The organism is Moorena sp. (assembly GCF_982860115.1).
Genome location: NZ_CEYLVT010000132.1, coordinates 1 through 17,255 on the forward strand (window position 1 = coordinate 1; position 17,255 = coordinate 17,255).

Sequence of the window (17,255 nt, forward strand, 5' to 3'; positions counted from 1 at the left end):
CTCAGGCTCGGGTTCGGGTTCTGGCTCAGGCTCGGGCTCAGGCTCAGGCTCGGGCTCAGGCTCGGGTTCGGGTTCCGGCTCAGCTTCGGGTTCTGGTTCGGGTTCTGGCTCCGGCTCTAGTGGTTTGTCAACGTCTTCGGGATCCAGTTCAAGAGTTTCATCCTCCTGCTCAGTGTTAAGAAACTCACCCGTTTCTAAGGTAGACCTAATATCTAACTGGTTAAGCTGATCAGTGATATCGGTATTGGAATTATCAGAACCCACATCTTGATCGAAGACATCAACACCACCATCAATCACACTAAAATCAGCACTGGGAAACTCGTCCGATTCACTCCCCCGAATACGAACGAAAGAAGGATTAACTATTATGTTGTTGCCAAGAATAGGATCTTGCTCGTCTAGAGCATCTGCAATTTCTCCTCGCACTAAATCCAAAGCTTGATCTGGACTACCCGCCGCTTCTGTCTGGGTCAAATTCAGCCCTTTTACTAATTCACTGGTTTCATAAAACTCTTTGAGGTCAAATTCATAAACCTGCTCAATTTGATCCTCTATCATAACCACGATCTGCCCAGCTTTTAATTCCTGACCTTGAGAACGAGTGCGATTATAGACCACAATACCGCTATTGGTCAGAGCTCCAACAATTGTTGTATCGGTCTCAGAGATATATCGCATGAACAGAGCTGACCCCCTAATCCCAGCCACAGCATTGGGTGTACGCACTCGAGTTTTACCCCGATCTGGAGGAATTAACAGCAACAGTGTGCCATTAGATAGCTCAAAGGTACGACTTCTAGGTAAAAATCGAAAGACAGCTAACTCTCCCTGTCGGGCTAGGGAACCATCATTGAAGCGCAGTTGAGCCATGGAAGAGCGAGCTGTTACCAGTGCATCTCCTATCGTCATGGCATCAGATGGACGGGCTGGTCGAGCTGACTGATTTTGAGGAATCAATCGCACTCGGTTACGTAGCTTCTCTACCACAGCACGAGTTAAGGGAATTTCGGCACTGACTGGTTTAGAAAAAATTAGTGAATTAACGCTCCATAGAGAGATGGAAATTACTAGGACTGTCTTGGGAAACACGGAGCAACTCCAATAGCTCAAAGGTCAGTCTTGTCAGGTAGTTGAGAGTTATTAATTTTGGATTTTTGATGCAAGGATAATGGCATTCCAGGAAAGATACCTAGGGTCTGTCTGCACCGTTCCAAAATCTGGTGTAGGGGCTTTGGCGTTGCCTTCTTGAAGAGTAGCTATAAAACTCTCCTATACGACATTCTTTAGGCTCTAATTCAAATCAGGATATTTTTTATTCAGAGTAGTATGAAAGACTGGTTGGTCAATCCTGAAAACACCGCTGGTGGTTCGTAATTATTAGCTGGAAGAAAAATCCCCTACCTACATTGATTAATTTTGGTAAGCTGTTCCCCATTTAACTTGAGCAGGGAGCAGGGAGCAGGGAGCAGGGAGCAGGGAGCAGGCCAAAAATACTGTGTACCTCATTGTTAGCAAAAACCCTATATATCGCTCACAGCTTAGCAACGACTATTCTATATTAATGAGTATTAAACTAATATTATTGAACTTTTTTTTATTTTGTTATAGATAAAAGACTGTTTATTTCCTTAAAGATATTTTAAGTAAACAACCGATTATTTTTTAATTAAAAATGAATTCAATAAATAAAAATATTCACAAAATATATGAAGATAATAATGCTTGCCAGCACCATATAAAAACTCCCTATTTAGCTATTTTGGGACATCTGATTTTCTTAATTACACTGACCATCAGTAAACCAGCTTGGTCTGGATGTCACCCCATAGACAGTATTTCCCATCAGCAAGGAGTCAGTTTAGTTTTTAGTGGTACAGAAAACCAAGGTAATACTGATCATCATGAAAAACAGCATTGTACTCCTAATTTATATAAAGTTAAAATCGGGAGTAGTGGAGAAGTACTATCTTCCTTTGTTGTTAGTGAGCGCTCATCGGGTTCTAGCTCAACTAAGGTAGTTGACAGGTCACAGACATCTCAAGCTAAACCTGCTTCTGGAGATAATAGTTCAAACTCAGATTCCAACGCTAATGATGGAGACCCGGAACTGGGGGTGCTGCGTTTGCGGCTCCAAGAAAAACCACCAACTCCACGTAAACCTACAGTATATTTACAGGGTAGAGTCAGTTATTTCAGAAGCGATAATATTTTCGCTGGAGTCGATCCAGTTGATGATGGTTTGTTGAGACCAGGAGTAACCCTATTAGCTGTACCATCCCTCGGACCTGACACTAAGCTGATAACGTCGGTAAGTGGTAATCTGGTGCGTTATGGCGATAGATCCCAACTTGATTATAATCAACTGAAAGTTAACCTAGGGGTTCGTCAGAAGTTATTGAAAAGAACCTATGGGGAGTTAGGATGGAGCAATCAACAGTTATTCAAGCAAGAGGGAGGCGATCGCTTCGCTCATTATAATTCTCTGTATCTTAGACTAAGCCGACGGGATTGGTTAGCAAAGCACTTAGCCTTAGATACGTCCTATAAGTTAACCCTACGTTTTGCTGATCCAGACACACGCTCTAAAATTAGTAATGTTTTCAGAGCATCTTTAGCCTATTACCCTTACCCCCGATTTAAAGCAGCTTTTAATTACCAACTTGCCTTATCTGACTATACAACACGGTATGATGACTATCATCAGTTAATTGGTCGTTTAAGTTATAAGATTTCTAGCAATAGTCAAATTTATCTGTATGGTGGACAAAGCTTTGGTTCTTCGTCCAACTCCAGAATTAATTTTGATGGGACAGTATTCGGTACAGGGATGAGTGTTAATCTACCTCTGTTTTGAGCAAGTCAGGTTGTTAGCTATTCAGCATTTCAACTATTTATAGCGCTTAGCCGTTACGTTAACGGTACCTAACAATTAACGGGACTTAAACAAACTATTTGGGCGTTTTGCGCCCAAAGCCTGATCTAGTAATAACTAGACCTCAAGGCGATCGCCTCTTTGGCCAGAGATGAAAGAAACTACTCCAAACGTTATACCACCTTGTTTTGAGAGATACTGTCGTCGTTTTTACCCCGTTTTTAGCAGACAATGGGATTGCTATAAAAGATTTAAGTGTAGAATAATAGCAGAGTACTTTGGAGGCACCTTGAGGATGAATTAACAAGCTCAGGGGGTGATAACAAAACCGATCTGTATCCCTAACAACATTCAAGAGCTTGGAGCATCCCATTTTGGAAACAATATTACCCAAAGCAACGATATTTAAAGGGTTTCAGCCCCCTAAAAAGAGCTAACGTGCCAAATTGGGATGGTCCCCAACAGCTCCTCTATTTTTACCGACAGCCAGTAAGGCTAACAAGGCGGGTTTTCACCCCCTCATGTGAACAACACAGTAGTAGGGTGGAAAGTTCGTTTATCAGTATTCCCGCCTTAGGTAAATTTTGGTATTTTAAGCTTCTGTGCCAACCTAAACAAAAAAAAAAAGACACCTTAAAAAGGCTTGTAATAGAACCGATCTGGATTGATTCTTGAATTACAGTTATGGCAAAAGTTCTTATTATTGGCGCAGGCGGAGTTGGCAATGTGGTTGCCCAAAAGTGCGCTCAAGTAAAAGAGATATTCTCTGAGATTCTCCTAGGGAGCAGAACGAAGCAGAAATGTGATGCGATCGCAAAATCTATTGCTCATCCATCCTTAACAACGGCTCAAATCGATGCGGACAAAGTGAGTGAAATGGTTGCACTCATTAATGATTTTCAGCCTGACATCGTTATCAATGTGGCTTTGCCGTATCAGGACTTGCCGATTATGGACGCATGTCTGGAAACAGGAGTGAATTATCTCGATACTGCTAACTACGAACCTCCTGATCAAGCAAAATTTGAATATAAATGGCAATGGAACTACCATGAACGGTACAAACAAGCTGGGATTATGGCTGTCCTGGGATGCGGATTCGATCCTGGAGTAACAGGGATATTTACAGCCTATGCCCTAAAGCACTACTTTGATGAGATTCATTACCTCGATATCGTCGATTGCAACGCAGGGGATCATGGTCTTCCCTTTGCCACCAATTTTAATCCTGAAATTAACATCAGAGAAATTACCCAAAAAGGACGATACTATGAAAACTCCACCTGGGTAGAAGTCGATCCCTTCTCAGTGCATCGCCCAATCAATTATCCTGAGATTGGAGAGAGGGAGTCATACCTCTTGTATCACGAAGAGCTTGAATCCCTCGTCAAGCACATTCCTACCATTAAACGGGCTCGCTTCTGGATGACTTTCTCAGAAAGTTATCTGACACACCTTCGAGTCCTCCAGAACGTGGGATTAACCAGTATTGAGCCGATTGAGTATGAAGGGCATCAGATCGTCCCCTTACAATTCCTTAAAGCTGTCCTACCTGCGCCATCCTCACTCGGTGAAAATTATCAAGGCAACACTTCCATTGGGTGCCATATTCGAGGGGTAAAAGACGGAAAACCAAGAACATACTATATCTACAATAACTGTGACCACGCAAAAGCTTATGAAGAAGTAGGGGCACAAGCGGTCAGCTATACTACAGGAGTACCGGCAATGCTTGGTGCTTTGCTGGTCGTCACTGGCACATGGAAAGGTGAGGGAGTTTTTAATGTCGAACAACTTGACCCGGATCCTTTTTTGGAAAAGCTTGGAACCTATGGGTTGGAGTGGCATGAGTCAATTAACAACTCAGAAGAGTTTGCAGATTAGTAAGTCAGGTCAAATCTGATCACCTCTAAAAGCTATGACATCAAACACCTGATACAATTGATCACCAGGGGAGCAGGTCTTGCGTTGCAGAATAAATTAACTATGTACCATCAGACCAAGCTTAAACCCATGAGGGGGCTACAGATTTAGTACAAATGTTCGGCATTTGTGACATGCTCCCGATCACCAGCCTCAAAGGCCGCTATGCTCACTTGGATATTTACATGGAGCTTAGTTCTGGAGTGGCATGGGAATCTGGGCTGCTTTGTGCAACATTTATCGACATCATTAAAACTTAGGGTTCTATCAATTGCTATGTTTTATGTATCATTGAATATGATCTAGAAGCAAAACTCGGTGAGCTACTTACTAGTAATTGGTTTGAGGGAGCAGAGAGCTTCATAGCTTCGGAGTAGGGAGTAGCCATCGAGTGCGGTCTTGAGGGAAATCCCCATGACCGTGCTTCATCAAAACGGGGGAATAAAATTGACTTTATCTCATAAGTACCAGAAATGGGAGCATTCCATTTTGGAATAAACATACCCGATTAAGCTGTATAATCGTGAGGCTACCGCCCACATAAAAAGATATATTTGATGATTTGCAAAAATGAAATGCTCCCAGAGAAACACTATAAAGGTTAATATTGTCTCTAATAACCCGCAACTTCTGGTAAATGAAAAAACTTTGACAAATGTGCAGCAACAAGAAACGGCAAAAATGGGAGTTCATCTAATTGTAGATGCTTGGCAAGCTCCCGCAGACATACTCAACGATGTAGACATCATTCGTCAAACTCTTGTAGCAGCAATTACCGCAGGAGAAGCTATGTTAATCGATCTGTGTGTCCACCAGTTTAGTCCCCAGGGCGTTACCGCAACAGCGACCTTAGCAGAGTCCCATATTGCCATTCATACCTGGCCCGAATATGGTTATTTTGCCGCCGATATGTTTTTCTGTGGTCAAGGCAAGCCAAAACAAGCTCTCAAAATTATCCAAGAAAGATTGCAAGCTAAACATATCCAGATTAAAGAATTTGAACGTGGTTTTCCCCTAGGTGAATAATATCGAGTCAAACGTTTTTTTAGTGTTTAGCAAGTTTCAATTTAATAGTTTTATGCTGCTTGATAAGTTTATTAAAAAACGTTTTTAAATAAACATGATAATGACTTTTATGAAAGCCTTTAAATTAGTGCCTAAGTAATCAGTATTAATCTAAGAATTATATGGAGGATCATACGACTCATGTTTTAAGAGAATAAAAAATTATTTATTAAAGTCAATTGATAGTCGGATTATTACCATGTAATTATTGGTTTTAATAATGATGATCAAGAACAAGCGCTTCTGCTATAACCAGAACTTTATAAAGGTTTAATGCTAGACCAAAGTTGATCCTAGTCATCCTTTTAATTTCAAGGAGCAGCGCTTTAGCAGTGTCAAATGTCAAATCGCTATAGAGCTCTTAACTTTTAGACCATTATGACATGTAGCTTTTAATAAATAAGTTGTTTTTAGTTTATATATGGAGATTTGATGAAAACTACAACCATAGATACAAATAGTTGGGTTTTGGATCCGTGTACTACCTCTACTTTTTATGCTCATAAGTTAACCAAAACCATCTTCTCTAAGACCACAGCCTACCAAGAAATGCAGATTGTCGAGACAGAAGACTATGGAAAGTCTCTAATTTTGGATGATACATGGCAGTCGAGTGTGGTGGATGAGTTTATTTACCATGAATCATTGGTACAGCCAGCCATGCTCAATCACGGTTCTCCTCGCCAAGTTCTGATTCTTGGGGGAGGAGAGGGGGCAACATTACGGGAAGTCCTGCGTTGGAAAACCGTTGAGCGCTTAGTAATGGTGGATATTGATGGAGAAGTAGTGCAAGCGTGTCGCCAGTATTTACCAGAAATGCACCAAGGCTCCTTCGATGATCCTCGCGTGGAGGTTGTCATTGATGATGCTATAAAGTTTCTAGAAAATACTTCATCTTTGTGGGATATCATTATTTCCGATCTCACCGATCCGATTTTTGAAGGTCCCTCCTATGCCCTCTTTACTGAGGAGTACTTTAAAACTATCTCCAGTGTACTCAACAGCAAAGGTTTTTTGGTTATACAGGGAGGTTCAGTTTGCCCCGTTTCTATGAAAAATTATGTTCGTTTGGCAAGAACCCTTAGTACTGTTTTTGATTATACTTTGCCTTATGCCAGTTTTGTCCCCAGTTTTGCTCAATATTGGGGTTATATTCTAGCTTCAGCTAAACCCTGTTCTACTAAACCTGAACCAGAACAAGTAGATCAACTGTTGGCAGAAAAAACCACCGGGGGCTTACGGATGGTAGATGGCATTAGTTTGTTGGGAATGTTGCAGCTACCTGTCTATATTCGACGTGCTATTGAAAAAGAAACAGAAATTTTTACCTTGGCTAACCCTCCCGAATTTATAGGTCAACGCATTATGGATAAACTGCATTAATCTTAAGATTATTTATGATGGTCAAGTCTTCCCTAATTAAGAATTTGCATCAAGCTTACCAAAGCTTAAAAATATCCCAAGCAACTCAAATCCCCATTGATGAAATTCAATCTTGGACTCAGGAAGCGTTGTTTAAGGAAGAAAAATATTCCGATAAATCATCGATAGAAACTGAGAAATTCACAAAAATTAATGAATTGGCTTCTCCAGCTTCTCCCTTAAACATATCTCCTGTTTTAATTGTTGGTGCAGGAATTGCTGGATTGACAGTTGCTTGGCGTTTGCAACAAGCAGGAGTTCCTATAGAGATTGTAGAAGCAACCAAGAGGATTGGCGGGCGTATACGGACTGTGCCAGAAGCTGCAGGAACATATCTGATTGGGGAATTAGGATCTGAGTTCATTGACAGCGACCATACTTGTCTTCAAGCTCTCATTAAGGAACTTGGTTTAGAATTGACAGATTTGTCCAACACAGATCAAGATTTAATTCCAACAACTTTCTATTTTAATGGACAACCAGTGTCTTTCAAGACAATTATTCATGAGTTGACCCCCATTGTGGCTCAAATAGAAAAAGATTTAAAGTCTTTAGCCAATTTTCGTAACTACACTACTCCTCATCCCATTGCCTCTGCTCTAGATCAGCTTTCTCTAAGGGAATATCTAGAACGTATTCCTGCTTCGGACTGGATCCGAAAGTTAATTGAAATTACTTATACTCTTGAATTTGGTCGTGAAGCCCAAGAACAATCATGCCTAAATTTGCTTTATTTAATAGGTATTGAAAAAGAAAATTTAAGTCTATTAGGAAAATGTGATGAGCGATTTTGTGTTGCGGGCGGTAATGAACAAATAATTGCTAAGTTGGGGGATTATTTAGCATCATCAATTAAAATAGAAACTGCCTTAGAATCCATTCGTTGTCTTTCAGATAATCGTTACAAAGTTTCTTTTCGGCGTGGAGAAGGAGTTATTGAACGTGTCTATGAACGAATTGTTTTAACAGTTCCTTTTAGTGTTTTACGTCACCTAGAATTAAAAGTCGATTTACCCTCTGCTAAACGTTCAGCAATCGATCGCTTAGGCTATGGCACTAATACTAAGTTAATAGTGGGTTATCGCGATAAAATCTGGAAAAATAAGTATAATCATACCGGAAATATTTTGACAGATTTACCATTCCAAAATATCTGGGAAAATGTTCAAAGTAAAGCTCATTTACAAGAAGGGTTATTGACCAATTTTACTGGAGGTTATCAAGGATTAAAATTAGGAGAGGCAACCCCACATTTTCAATCACAAAAGCTCAACCAGCAATTAGAAGCAATTTTTCCAGGAATTGATGAGGTTAGTATACCTAGTCAAGCTCTAAGAAGTAATTGGATAGAAGACTGTTATCAACGCGGTTCTTATGCCTGTTATTTAGTTGGTCAGTGGACGCAAATTTATGGCGTTGAAAAAGAGCGCATTGGTAATCTTTTCTTTGCTGGAGAACACTGTTCTGAAGACTATCAAGCTTGTATGGAAGGAGGTTGTGAAACAGCAGAAGTGGTTGCTTTGCAAATTCTCAATGATTTGAATTTGTATGCATTTGCTCAACAACAGAAACTCCGCCTTAAAAATAATTTAATTGCTAAAGGGTTAAAGAGTAGACTCTTGCCTTTTCAAAGGTCTAAACTAGACGTTTAACTATGAAATACTGTGGCATGATTCAATTAACAACTCAGAAGAGTTTTCAGATTAGTAAGTCAAATGAATGATTATTATAAAATCCCTTCCCCCTGCTATGTGCTTGAGTCCGAAAAGCTGATTCAGAATCTTGAGCTAATCGACTCGGTTCAAAAAAGAGCAGGGATTACTATCATTCTTGCTCTGAAGGGGTTTGCCATGTTCAGTGCCTTTCCGATTGTCAAAAAATACTTACAAGGTACTACCGCCAGCTCTCTGTTTGAAGCAAGACTAGGGCGAGAAGAATTTGGGGGAGAGCTCCATCTTTATTCTCCTGTTTACCATAAAAATGAATTCCAAGAACTGATTAAAAAGGCAACCCATATTTCTTTTAACTCTCTCCGCCAATGGCAACAATTTAAAGAACAAACTCTCTTCGCCCAGATATCACCAGGTCTACGAATTAATCCAGAGTATTCTCCTGTAGAACAGGAAATCTATAATCCCTCGTCTCCCCTGTCTCGTTTGGGAATACGCGCTGAAATATTAGGTGATCAGTTACCGGAGGGCATTGAAGGATTGCATTGCCACAATTTATGTGAAAGCAACTCACGGGCTTTAGCACGTACTTTGGAGCAGATTGAAATGCTCTTTGGGCATCACCTTCCCCATATCAAGTGGCTTAATTTAGGAGGAGGACATCTGATCACCTCTGAAAGCTATGACATCGAACACTTGATCCAAGTGATCACTAGCTTCAAAGCCCGCTATCCTCACTTGGATATTTATATGGAGCCTGGTTCTGCGGTGGCATGGCAAACTGGGCTGCTCCGTGCCACAGTTCTCGATCTGATTGAAACTTCGGGTCCTATGATTGCGATGCTTGACGTATCATTTACAGCTCATATGCCTGATTGTTTGGAGATGCCTTATAAACCTCGGATACGAGGTGCAAGAGACCCGAAAGAGAAAGAGCCCACATACCGGATGGGAGGTCTTACCTGCCTTGCCGGAGACTTTATGGGAATGGGAGATTATTACTTTGAAAGGCCGTTGCAGATTGGTGATACGATTCTCTTTGAAGATATGATTCACTATACGATGGTGAAGACTTCCATGTTTAATGGAGTAAAACATCCAGCTATTGGAATTATCCATCCCGATAGTAGCTTTAACCTGGTCAGAGAATTTGACTACGAAGATTATAAAAATCGATTATCTTAGGGGCTAAAATCACTAGTTGTAACCACTATCCCTATTCACAATTTCAATGTCTTGATCCCAAGGGCGAGTGGGGAAAACCCCCGTGAGGCCACTGCATCGCTTTGTGACATATGGTATCCTTAGATAAAACGTAGTCGTTATGAGTTTGTGTTTATGTCCAACTCCCCTGTAGAAAATCTTGTGATCATCGGTTCTGGTCCTGCAGGTTACACAGCAGCGATTTATGCCGCACGAGCTAACCTGAAACCCTTAATGTTTGAAGGCTTTCAAGCTGGTGGAATCCCTGGTGGACAGCTGATGACTACCACAGAAGTAGAAAACTTCCCTGGCTTCCCAGAGGGAATCACCGGACCTCAATTAATGGAACGGATGAAGGCTCAAGCAGAACGCTGGGGCACTGAATGCTATACCGAAGATGTGATCGTTGTAGACTTAAGTCAGCGTCCGTTTACTGTCCGCTCTGAGGAACGGGAAGTAAAAACCCATAGTATTGTGATTGCTACCGGAGCAACAGCGAAACGGTTGCATTTACCCAGGGAAGCTCAGTACTGGAGTAATGGTATCTCAGCTTGTGCCATCTGTGATGGTGCATCTCCCCTTTTCAGTGGTAAGGAAGTGGCGGTAGTCGGGGGGGGTGACTCAGCGGCAGAGGAAGCTGTATATTTGACCAAGTATGGTTCCCATGTGCATATGCTAGTACGTCGGCATGAGATGCGAGCTAGTAAAACCATGCAAGACCGGGTGTTGAATAATCCCAAAATCACCATTCACTGGAATACTCAGCCAGTGGATGTGTTTGGAGACAATGGTTCGATGACTGGCGTAAGAGTCCAGGATACTGAAACTGGTCAGGAAAAGGATATTTCAGTTCGCGGGATGTTTTACGCTATTGGTCACACTCCTAACACCTCCTTGTTTAGAGGACAACTGGAGTTAGATCAGGTGGGTTACATTGTCACTAAATCCGGTTCGGTGGAAACCAGTGTAGATGGAGTCTATGCTGTTGGTGATGTCCAAGACCATGAGTTCCGTCAAGCTATCACTGCGGCTGGGACAGGTTGTATGGGGGCTATGTTAGCAGAACGCTGGCTATCTGCCCATAACCTAATTCATGAGTATCATCAACAACCGGCATCAGAACAGCCAACGGCTGAAAAACCTGAAGACACTGAAGAAAAAGTAGTAGCTCAGACGGCGGAAACCTTTGATATCAAGGAAACACGCCATCTGGGGGGCTATGCCTTGCGTAAACTGTTCCATGAAAGCGATCGCATAATCATGGTCAAGTATATTTCTCCGAATTGTGGGCCTTGTAAGGTTCTCAAGCCCATGCTGGATAAAGTAGTAGATGAGTATAATGACAAAATTCACTTTGTCGAGATCGATATTGACCAAGACAGAGACATAGCTGAAAATGCTCAAGTGGTGGGAACACCTACGGTACAGTTATTTAAGGACAAAGAGTTCCTAGCGGAATTTAAAGGAATTAAGCAAAAGAGTCAGTATCGTCAAGCCATTGAACGGTATTTACCCACTACTGTTTAAGGGATTTTGCCCTTGGGGTGGCGCGGGAGTAGGGAGTAGGGAGTAGGGAGTAGGGAGCAGAGGGAAGAAGATTCAATAGACTTCATCAGTATGATAAATGCTATCAGTATCAAGGATGAAGGATGACCTCAACCAAACAATCATTCCCCAGCTTTTTGTCTTTTACTAGAGGGCCTAGTCTATCGATCAAACTAATGGTAGCGGGACTAGTGATTACTGGGTGCTTTATCGTAGTAGCCATTTTCGCTCCTACCTTTCAAGCTTGGGGATGGCTACAAGACCCTACTCAGTCCCTCAGTAATCCCTTTCATGAACCACCGAGCTGGAATCACTGGTTTGGTACCTCTCGCCAGGGTTATGATGTTTTCTCTCGCACCTGGTTTGGCTCTCAAGCTGCTCTAAAAGTAGTCGTTCTCGCCACCACCCTCAGCCTGATCATTGGTGTCCCTTTGGGGTTAATCAGTGGTTATCTTGGTGGCAGACTCGATCGGGTATTACTGTTTTTAATGGATACGATCTATACCTTGCCAGGACTACTGCTATCAGTGACTTTGGCCTTTGTAGTCGGTAGAGGAGTCTTCAATGCTGCGATCGCATTAAGTATTTCCTATGTCCCCCAATACTATCGAGTAGTCCGGAATCACACCACTAGCGTCAAAACTGAATTGTTCATCGAAGCCGCTCAAGCCCTAGGGGCTTCCCCTGGTCGGATATTATCGCGCTATCTATTTCTGAATGTGATTCAAAGTGTACCAGTTCTATTTACCCTCAACGCCGCTGATGCGATTTTAATCTTGGGAGGACTGGGATTTTTAGGATTAGGATTACCAGAACAAACCCCAGAGTGGGGTCATGACTTACGTCAAGCCCTCGATGCCTTACCCACTGGCATTTGGTGGACAGCCCTTTTCCCTGGTTTAGCCATGACACTGATGGTGGTAGGATTGTCCTTAGTAGGAGAAGGATTAAGCGAGTTGATTAATCCCCGATTCCGTCAGAAACATTGAAATTCCCTAAAACCCTATTGCCTATTGCCTATTGCCTATTGCCTATTGCCTTAAAATGAATCACGACGAATGACTCAAAACTAATGACTCAAGCGATAGGCATTGATTTAGGTGGCACTGCGATTAAGTTGGGACGCTTCCGTGAAGATGGAACTGAATTGGAGTCTCTAACAGTAGATACACCCCAGCCCGCAACACCAACAGCGGTGATTGAAGCAATAGTAGCAGCAATCTCTCGTCTCGATACCAGCGAATACGTAATTGGTATCGGCCTGGGATTGCCTGGTCCTGCTGATGTTGCTGGTAGAATTGCTAAGGTTGCCATTAACCTAACCGATTGGCACGATGTTCCCCTAGCCGATGAGTTAGAAGCCAAAGTCGGTTATCCCACAATTCTTGCTAATGATGCTAACTGTGCTGGTTTAGGAGAAGCTTGGTTAGGGGCTGGTCGTCGGTTTCGGAATTTGATTCTACTCACCCTAGGCACAGGGGTAGGAGGGGCAATCATTTTTGATGGTCAACTCTTCACAGGTCATCTCGGGTCTGCTGGGGAGTTGGGCTTAATTAATCTATATCCCGAGGGTCCCGAATGTAATAGTGGTAATCGCGGTTCTCTAGAGCAATACCTTTCCATTAGGGCAATCCGACGGACCAGTGGCAAAGAACCAGCAGAACTTGGTAAATTAGCCCAAGAAGGAAACCAGGAAGCGTTAGAATTTTGGGCAGATTACGGACGCTTATTAGGGATTGGGCTAACTAGTTTTATTTATCCACTGACACCAGAAGCCATTATTATTGGTGGTGGCATCAGTGCTAGTGCTGAGTTTTTCTTGCCAACAACTCTAGCAGAAATAGAGCAACGAGTTTTGCCTTCCTCCCGTACTGGTTTAGAGTTACTTAAAGCAGAATTAGGGAATCGAGCTGGAAGGGTGGGAGCAGCACGATTGGCTTGGCAAAAATATGTGAAATGAAGAATTTAGAATGAAGAATTTAGAATTTAGAATGTAGGGTGTGTTAGGGGCGGGCTTGGCCTAATTTTCCACTTCGAGCGCCAGTATTAGAATAGCCCGCCCCGTAACGCACCACCAAGTAGAATTTAGAATGAAGAATTTAGAATTAGAATGTAGGGTGTGTTAGGGGCGGGCTTGCCCTAATTTTCCACTTCGAGCGCCCGTATTAGAATAGCCCGCCCCGTAACGCACCACCAGGTCTCCCCATACCCTATTGATTGCAAAAAACTATGATTGCTAATCCACAGCTTTACGTGACTCCCGAAGAATACCTGGAGTGGGAACCGACTCAGGAGATTCGTTACGAGTATAGCGATGGGGAAGTCTTCGCCATGACCGGAGGCTCGAAACCCCACAACCGGATTGCTTTAAATCTGGCCAGTGATCTAAATACTCACCTACAAGACAGTAGCTGTGAGGTTTATATGGTAGATGTGAAGGTAAAAATATCTTCAGTTCGTTCCTACCACTATCCAGATCTAGTAGTAACTTGTGATTCCAGAGATCAAGAGTCTAACCAGTTTATTCAGTACCCCTGTCTGATTGTAGAAGTGCTCTCACCCTCTACAGAGGCATATGACCGGGGCAGTAAGTTTGCCAAATACCGCAAGCTAAAAACTTTGCAGGAGTATGTTCTAATCCAGTCAGAGACAATAGGAGTAGAATGTTTTAGGCGTAATCAGCAAGGGTTTTGGGTGCTTTATCCCTATGAAAAAGGGGATACGTTTCTTGATGCAATAGCGAGTGGGGGAAACCCCCAAGACCGCGCTGCATCGCTTACCCTCGAAAGTGTCAACTTTTCTGTAAGTTTAGAAGCACTGTATCGCGGAGTTAGATTTGATTCTAAATAATAAGGCTCTTCAGTACATGTTATGCTAAACTAACTATCAAAATACCAACAAATTCAACCCTACCTACTGTATTATCTCAAGGGTTTATTTAGCATAACAAGTACCGAAGAGCCCAAACCTTTCAATTGTTTAAAGGTCAAACATCTTGCCTTCTACTGCATCTGGAAACTGCTCAAGATACTTTTCAAACGCTGTTTTAGCAGGTTTTTGATTGCGCTGATAAGCTGCTTCAGCTTGCATTTCTTCCACAATATCCCACGCCACAGCGCAGTCCTGAGATTTTATTCCTTTTTCAGCACAAATATCGCGAGCACTTTCTATATATTTCTCAATTTGTTCTTCAAAAATAACTTCTTGAGGATTTTCGACAAAATCACTTTTGATGAGAATATCGGTGGTGGAAATAATGCCAATCAATTTCTCTTGAATGATTGGAGCACAGCGAATCCCTGTATTAGCAAACAACCGCGCTACATACTCTACACCAAGATCAGGATTAACGGTAATGCAAGGTTTAGTCATCACCTCATAAACCCTTACCTTTTTGGGATCTTTACCATAGGCAGCCACCTTGTTAACAATATCGGTTGCCGTGACAATGCCATAAGCATCTTGTTCGTAGCGACGCTCAACTATCAGACAAATTAGGCCTTGTTCTTTCATCAAATTCACGGCTTCAGCTACTGTTGCGGAACCCCCAATAGTGATTACGTTTGTGGTCATAATATCTGCTGCTTTCATCATGATGCCACCTCTAAAAACAGTAGTAACAATTGTGTTTAGAATTGCTACATCTAAATGATAGCTTATCTAGTAAAAAATTGCTTTGTAGCAAAGTTGTTTTACTTGTTTACACTCTCCGCTGACAGCTGACAGCACCTCAAGTAGCGTGACCTTTTGCTTTGGCCAAAGCTTACCTCTTTTATTGAATTCAAAAGCTGTTAGTGTAGGGTGGGCGTTAGGAGTTGTGAGAATTTTTGTTCCCTTTTCCCTACTCCCTACTCCCTGTTCCCTACTCCCTGTTCCCTTTAGTATATGACATCCCGAACACCCCGCTAACTATACTGTTACTAATTTAATTTTTTCCATCCTTGCTCAAGCTGATAACAAGTTAACAAGTGGAATGAAATATACCTCCTACTTTTATACCTTGTTCCATCAAACTGTTGAATAAGTCTACAGCTAGTTTAGTATGGCCGATATAATACTCAATTCCGCTTTGACGGAGCAATTGCTCAGTTTCCGGACAGGTTTGTAGCATTAGTTGCATACCACGGGACAAAACGATAAACTCTATACCCTGTGCCAAAATTTCTTCGATATCGGCGGGTTGAATACCGGGCTGATGGCGAGTACCTGTAAGTTTCCAATCCCATTCCTTAGCACCTCCCGGCCATACTTTACAATCTTTAAATTGATAAGTTTCACCGTTATTGGTTACTTCCATACGACCCCAAGAGATATGACTAATTAGGCTTGTCGGAGATTTGTTCATAACTATTGCCTTTCTATCTCATAACTTCCCAAACTCTTACCCCTACTCCCTACTGCTGTAACCTATCGCTTCCATTCTTGTTTGGTTCTAACAGCAATACACTAAGACAGTTTATTTAACGGTATTTTTATAAAAAGTTACCATCAATTTACCGATTTAATTGATAACTCATCATACTTACATTATAGGCGTTATTCTTAGTTATTCGCTCAGCTAGGAATGAGTTTTTACAAAAATTAAAATTTATATAACTGCTTAAATAAACAACAACTACGTTGTCAAAGTACCATAGCAAAGGGAACTAATAATTCTAAATTCTGCATTCTTAATTCTAAATTCTTCATTCTTCATTCTTCCAGCAAGCAATCACAAAACGCCTTCAGTTCTGGATTGACAGAACTATTCCTGAAATCACTACGTAAGTAAGCACAACCCCTAGCTAAGAGTCCATCCAGGGTGTCCACCTGCCACAGCTTGATGGTATACCCGTCTAGGGTAGCCAGTTGCGTCCCATCTGGGTTGAACACCAGGCGAGTCCCCTCGAATTGGGCAATTTGCCGACCCCTTAAATCCCACAGGCGGATGGTACGGTCATGTCCAGCGCTAGCGAGCAGCTGACCATCCGGGCTAAATTCCACCTGGTCAACCCAAGCCTGATGACCTTTCAATGGCTGGATTTGCCCAGTGTTGAGATCCCACAAACTCACGATTCCGTCAACTCCAGCGCTAGCCAGCAGCTGACCATCCCGGCTAAATTCCAGCTGGTCAACCCAAAGCTGATACGCTTTCAATTGTTGGACTTGACCAGTGTTGACATTCCACAATCTCACCATTTCATCCTCTCCAGCACTAGCGAGCAGCTGACCATCCCGGCTCCATTTCACCTGCCTAACCCAACTCTGAGGCCCCTTTAATTGTTGGACTTGCCCAGTGTTGAGGTCCCACAACCTCACGATTCCGTCAAGTCCAGCGCTAGCCAGCAGCTGACCATCCCAGCTAAATTGCACCTGCCTAACCCAACTCTGAGGCCCCTTCAATTGTTGGACTTGCCCAGTGTTGAGGTCCCACAATCTCACGATTCCGTCCTCTCCAGCGCTAGCCAGCAGCTGACCATCCCAGCTAAATTGCACCTGCCAAATCCAACCCTGATGGCCCTTCAATTGTTGGACTTGCCCAGTGTTGAGGTCCCACAATCTCACGATTCCGT

At 42.4% G+C, this 17,255-nt stretch carries 14 protein-coding genes; 10 read left to right on the forward strand and 4 right to left on the reverse strand.

What is annotated here, in order from left to right:
* A partial coding sequence (locus AC4II3_RS20755; RefSeq protein WP_490722879.1) for a FecR domain-containing protein occupies window positions 1-1,092 on the reverse strand: 1,092 nt, incomplete at its 3' end.
* Window positions 1,093-1,675: 583 nt separating this feature from the next.
* Between AC4II3_RS20755 and AC4II3_RS20760 the strand changes: the two genes are divergently transcribed.
* The 10 genes from AC4II3_RS20760 (at window position 1,676) to AC4II3_RS20805 (ending at window position 14,553) form a co-directional block, all read left to right on the forward strand.
* Window positions 1,676-2,857, forward strand: coding sequence for a hypothetical protein (locus tag AC4II3_RS20760; RefSeq protein WP_488014300.1), 1,182 nt, complete (start codon window positions 1,676-1,678; stop codon window positions 2,855-2,857).
* Between the two features lie 702 nt (window positions 2,858-3,559).
* Window positions 3,560-4,759, forward strand: a complete 1,200-nt coding sequence (locus AC4II3_RS20765) for a saccharopine dehydrogenase family protein (protein WP_488014298.1) — start codon at window positions 3,560-3,562, stop codon at window positions 4,757-4,759.
* Between the two features lie 720 nt (window positions 4,760-5,479).
* The gene (gene speD, locus AC4II3_RS20770) at window positions 5,480-5,824 is read left to right on the forward strand and encodes an adenosylmethionine decarboxylase (protein WP_488014304.1); all 345 of its coding nucleotides are present in this window, start codon (window positions 5,480-5,482) and stop codon (window positions 5,822-5,824) included.
* 471 nt (window positions 5,825-6,295) lie between these two features.
* A complete protein-coding gene (locus AC4II3_RS20775; protein WP_488014296.1) occupies window positions 6,296-7,246 on the forward strand; it encodes a spermine/spermidine synthase domain-containing protein in 951 nt (316 codons plus the stop codon).
* Between the two features lie 128 nt (window positions 7,247-7,374).
* Window positions 7,375-8,937, forward strand: coding sequence for a flavin monoamine oxidase family protein (locus AC4II3_RS20780; protein ID WP_488014294.1), 1,563 nt, complete (start codon window positions 7,375-7,377; stop codon window positions 8,935-8,937).
* A 63-nt stretch (window positions 8,938-9,000) separates the two neighbouring features.
* Window positions 9,001-10,140 (forward strand): carboxynorspermidine decarboxylase, encoded by a 1,140-nt coding sequence (nspC, locus tag AC4II3_RS20785; RefSeq protein ID WP_488014292.1) that lies wholly within the window; start codon window positions 9,001-9,003, stop codon window positions 10,138-10,140.
* A 153-nt stretch (window positions 10,141-10,293) separates the two neighbouring features.
* A complete protein-coding gene (gene trxB / locus AC4II3_RS20790; RefSeq protein WP_488029312.1) occupies window positions 10,294-11,685 on the forward strand; it encodes a thioredoxin-disulfide reductase in 1,392 nt (463 codons plus the stop codon).
* A gap of 122 nt (window positions 11,686-11,807) precedes the next feature.
* Window positions 11,808-12,692, forward strand: a complete 885-nt coding sequence (locus AC4II3_RS20795) for an ABC transporter permease (RefSeq protein WP_488014399.1) — start codon at window positions 11,808-11,810, stop codon at window positions 12,690-12,692.
* 83 nt (window positions 12,693-12,775) lie between these two features.
* A complete protein-coding gene (locus AC4II3_RS20800; protein ID WP_488014397.1) occupies window positions 12,776-13,663 on the forward strand; it encodes an ROK family protein in 888 nt (295 codons plus the stop codon).
* Between the two features lie 269 nt (window positions 13,664-13,932).
* Complete coding sequence (locus AC4II3_RS20805; RefSeq protein WP_488014395.1) at window positions 13,933-14,553, forward strand: Uma2 family endonuclease; 621 nt, start codon at window positions 13,933-13,935, stop codon at window positions 14,551-14,553.
* A 129-nt stretch (window positions 14,554-14,682) separates the two neighbouring features.
* On the opposite strand, the gene AC4II3_RS20810 is transcribed toward AC4II3_RS20805, so the two are convergent.
* From AC4II3_RS20810 to AC4II3_RS20820, 3 genes are all read right to left on the reverse strand, one after another.
* Window positions 14,683-15,297, reverse strand: a complete 615-nt coding sequence (locus AC4II3_RS20810) for a CP12 domain-containing protein (protein WP_488014392.1) — start codon at window positions 15,295-15,297, stop codon at window positions 14,683-14,685.
* Between the two features lie 367 nt (window positions 15,298-15,664).
* Window positions 15,665-16,048 carry an Mth938-like domain-containing protein gene (locus AC4II3_RS20815; protein WP_488014390.1) on the reverse strand — a complete coding sequence of 128 codons (384 nt, stop codon included), beginning with the start codon at window positions 16,046-16,048 and terminating at the stop codon, window positions 15,665-15,667.
* Between the two features lie 347 nt (window positions 16,049-16,395).
* Window positions 16,396-17,255: WD40 repeat domain-containing protein (locus AC4II3_RS20820; protein WP_488029311.1), on the reverse strand; the 860-nt coding region annotated here is incomplete at its 5' end.

Bases quoted from the DNA above. Each gene is read 5' to 3' on its own strand.
- AC4II3_RS20805 (WP_488014395.1), top strand. From the start codon at position 13,933: ATGATTGCTAATCCACAGCTTTACGTGACTCCCGAAGAATACCTGGAG.
- AC4II3_RS20815 (WP_488014390.1), bottom strand. From the start codon at position 16,048: ATGAACAAATCTCCGACAAGCCTAATTAGTCATATCTCTTGGGGTCGT.
- speD (WP_488014304.1), top strand. From the start codon at position 5,480: ATGGGAGTTCATCTAATTGTAGATGCTTGGCAAGCTCCCGCAGACATA.
- AC4II3_RS20800 (WP_488014397.1), top strand. From the start codon at position 12,776: ATGACTCAAGCGATAGGCATTGATTTAGGTGGCACTGCGATTAAGTTG.
- AC4II3_RS20765 (WP_488014298.1), top strand. From the start codon at position 3,560: ATGGCAAAAGTTCTTATTATTGGCGCAGGCGGAGTTGGCAATGTGGTT.
- nspC (WP_488014292.1), top strand. From the start codon at position 9,001: ATGAATGATTATTATAAAATCCCTTCCCCCTGCTATGTGCTTGAGTCC.
- trxB (WP_488029312.1), top strand. From the start codon at position 10,294: ATGTCCAACTCCCCTGTAGAAAATCTTGTGATCATCGGTTCTGGTCCT.
- AC4II3_RS20795 (WP_488014399.1), top strand. From the start codon at position 11,808: ATGACCTCAACCAAACAATCATTCCCCAGCTTTTTGTCTTTTACTAGA.
- AC4II3_RS20775 (WP_488014296.1), top strand. From the start codon at position 6,296: ATGAAAACTACAACCATAGATACAAATAGTTGGGTTTTGGATCCGTGT.
- AC4II3_RS20760 (WP_488014300.1), top strand. From the start codon at position 1,676: ATGAATTCAATAAATAAAAATATTCACAAAATATATGAAGATAATAAT.
- AC4II3_RS20810 (WP_488014392.1), bottom strand. From the start codon at position 15,297: ATGATGAAAGCAGCAGATATTATGACCACAAACGTAATCACTATTGGG.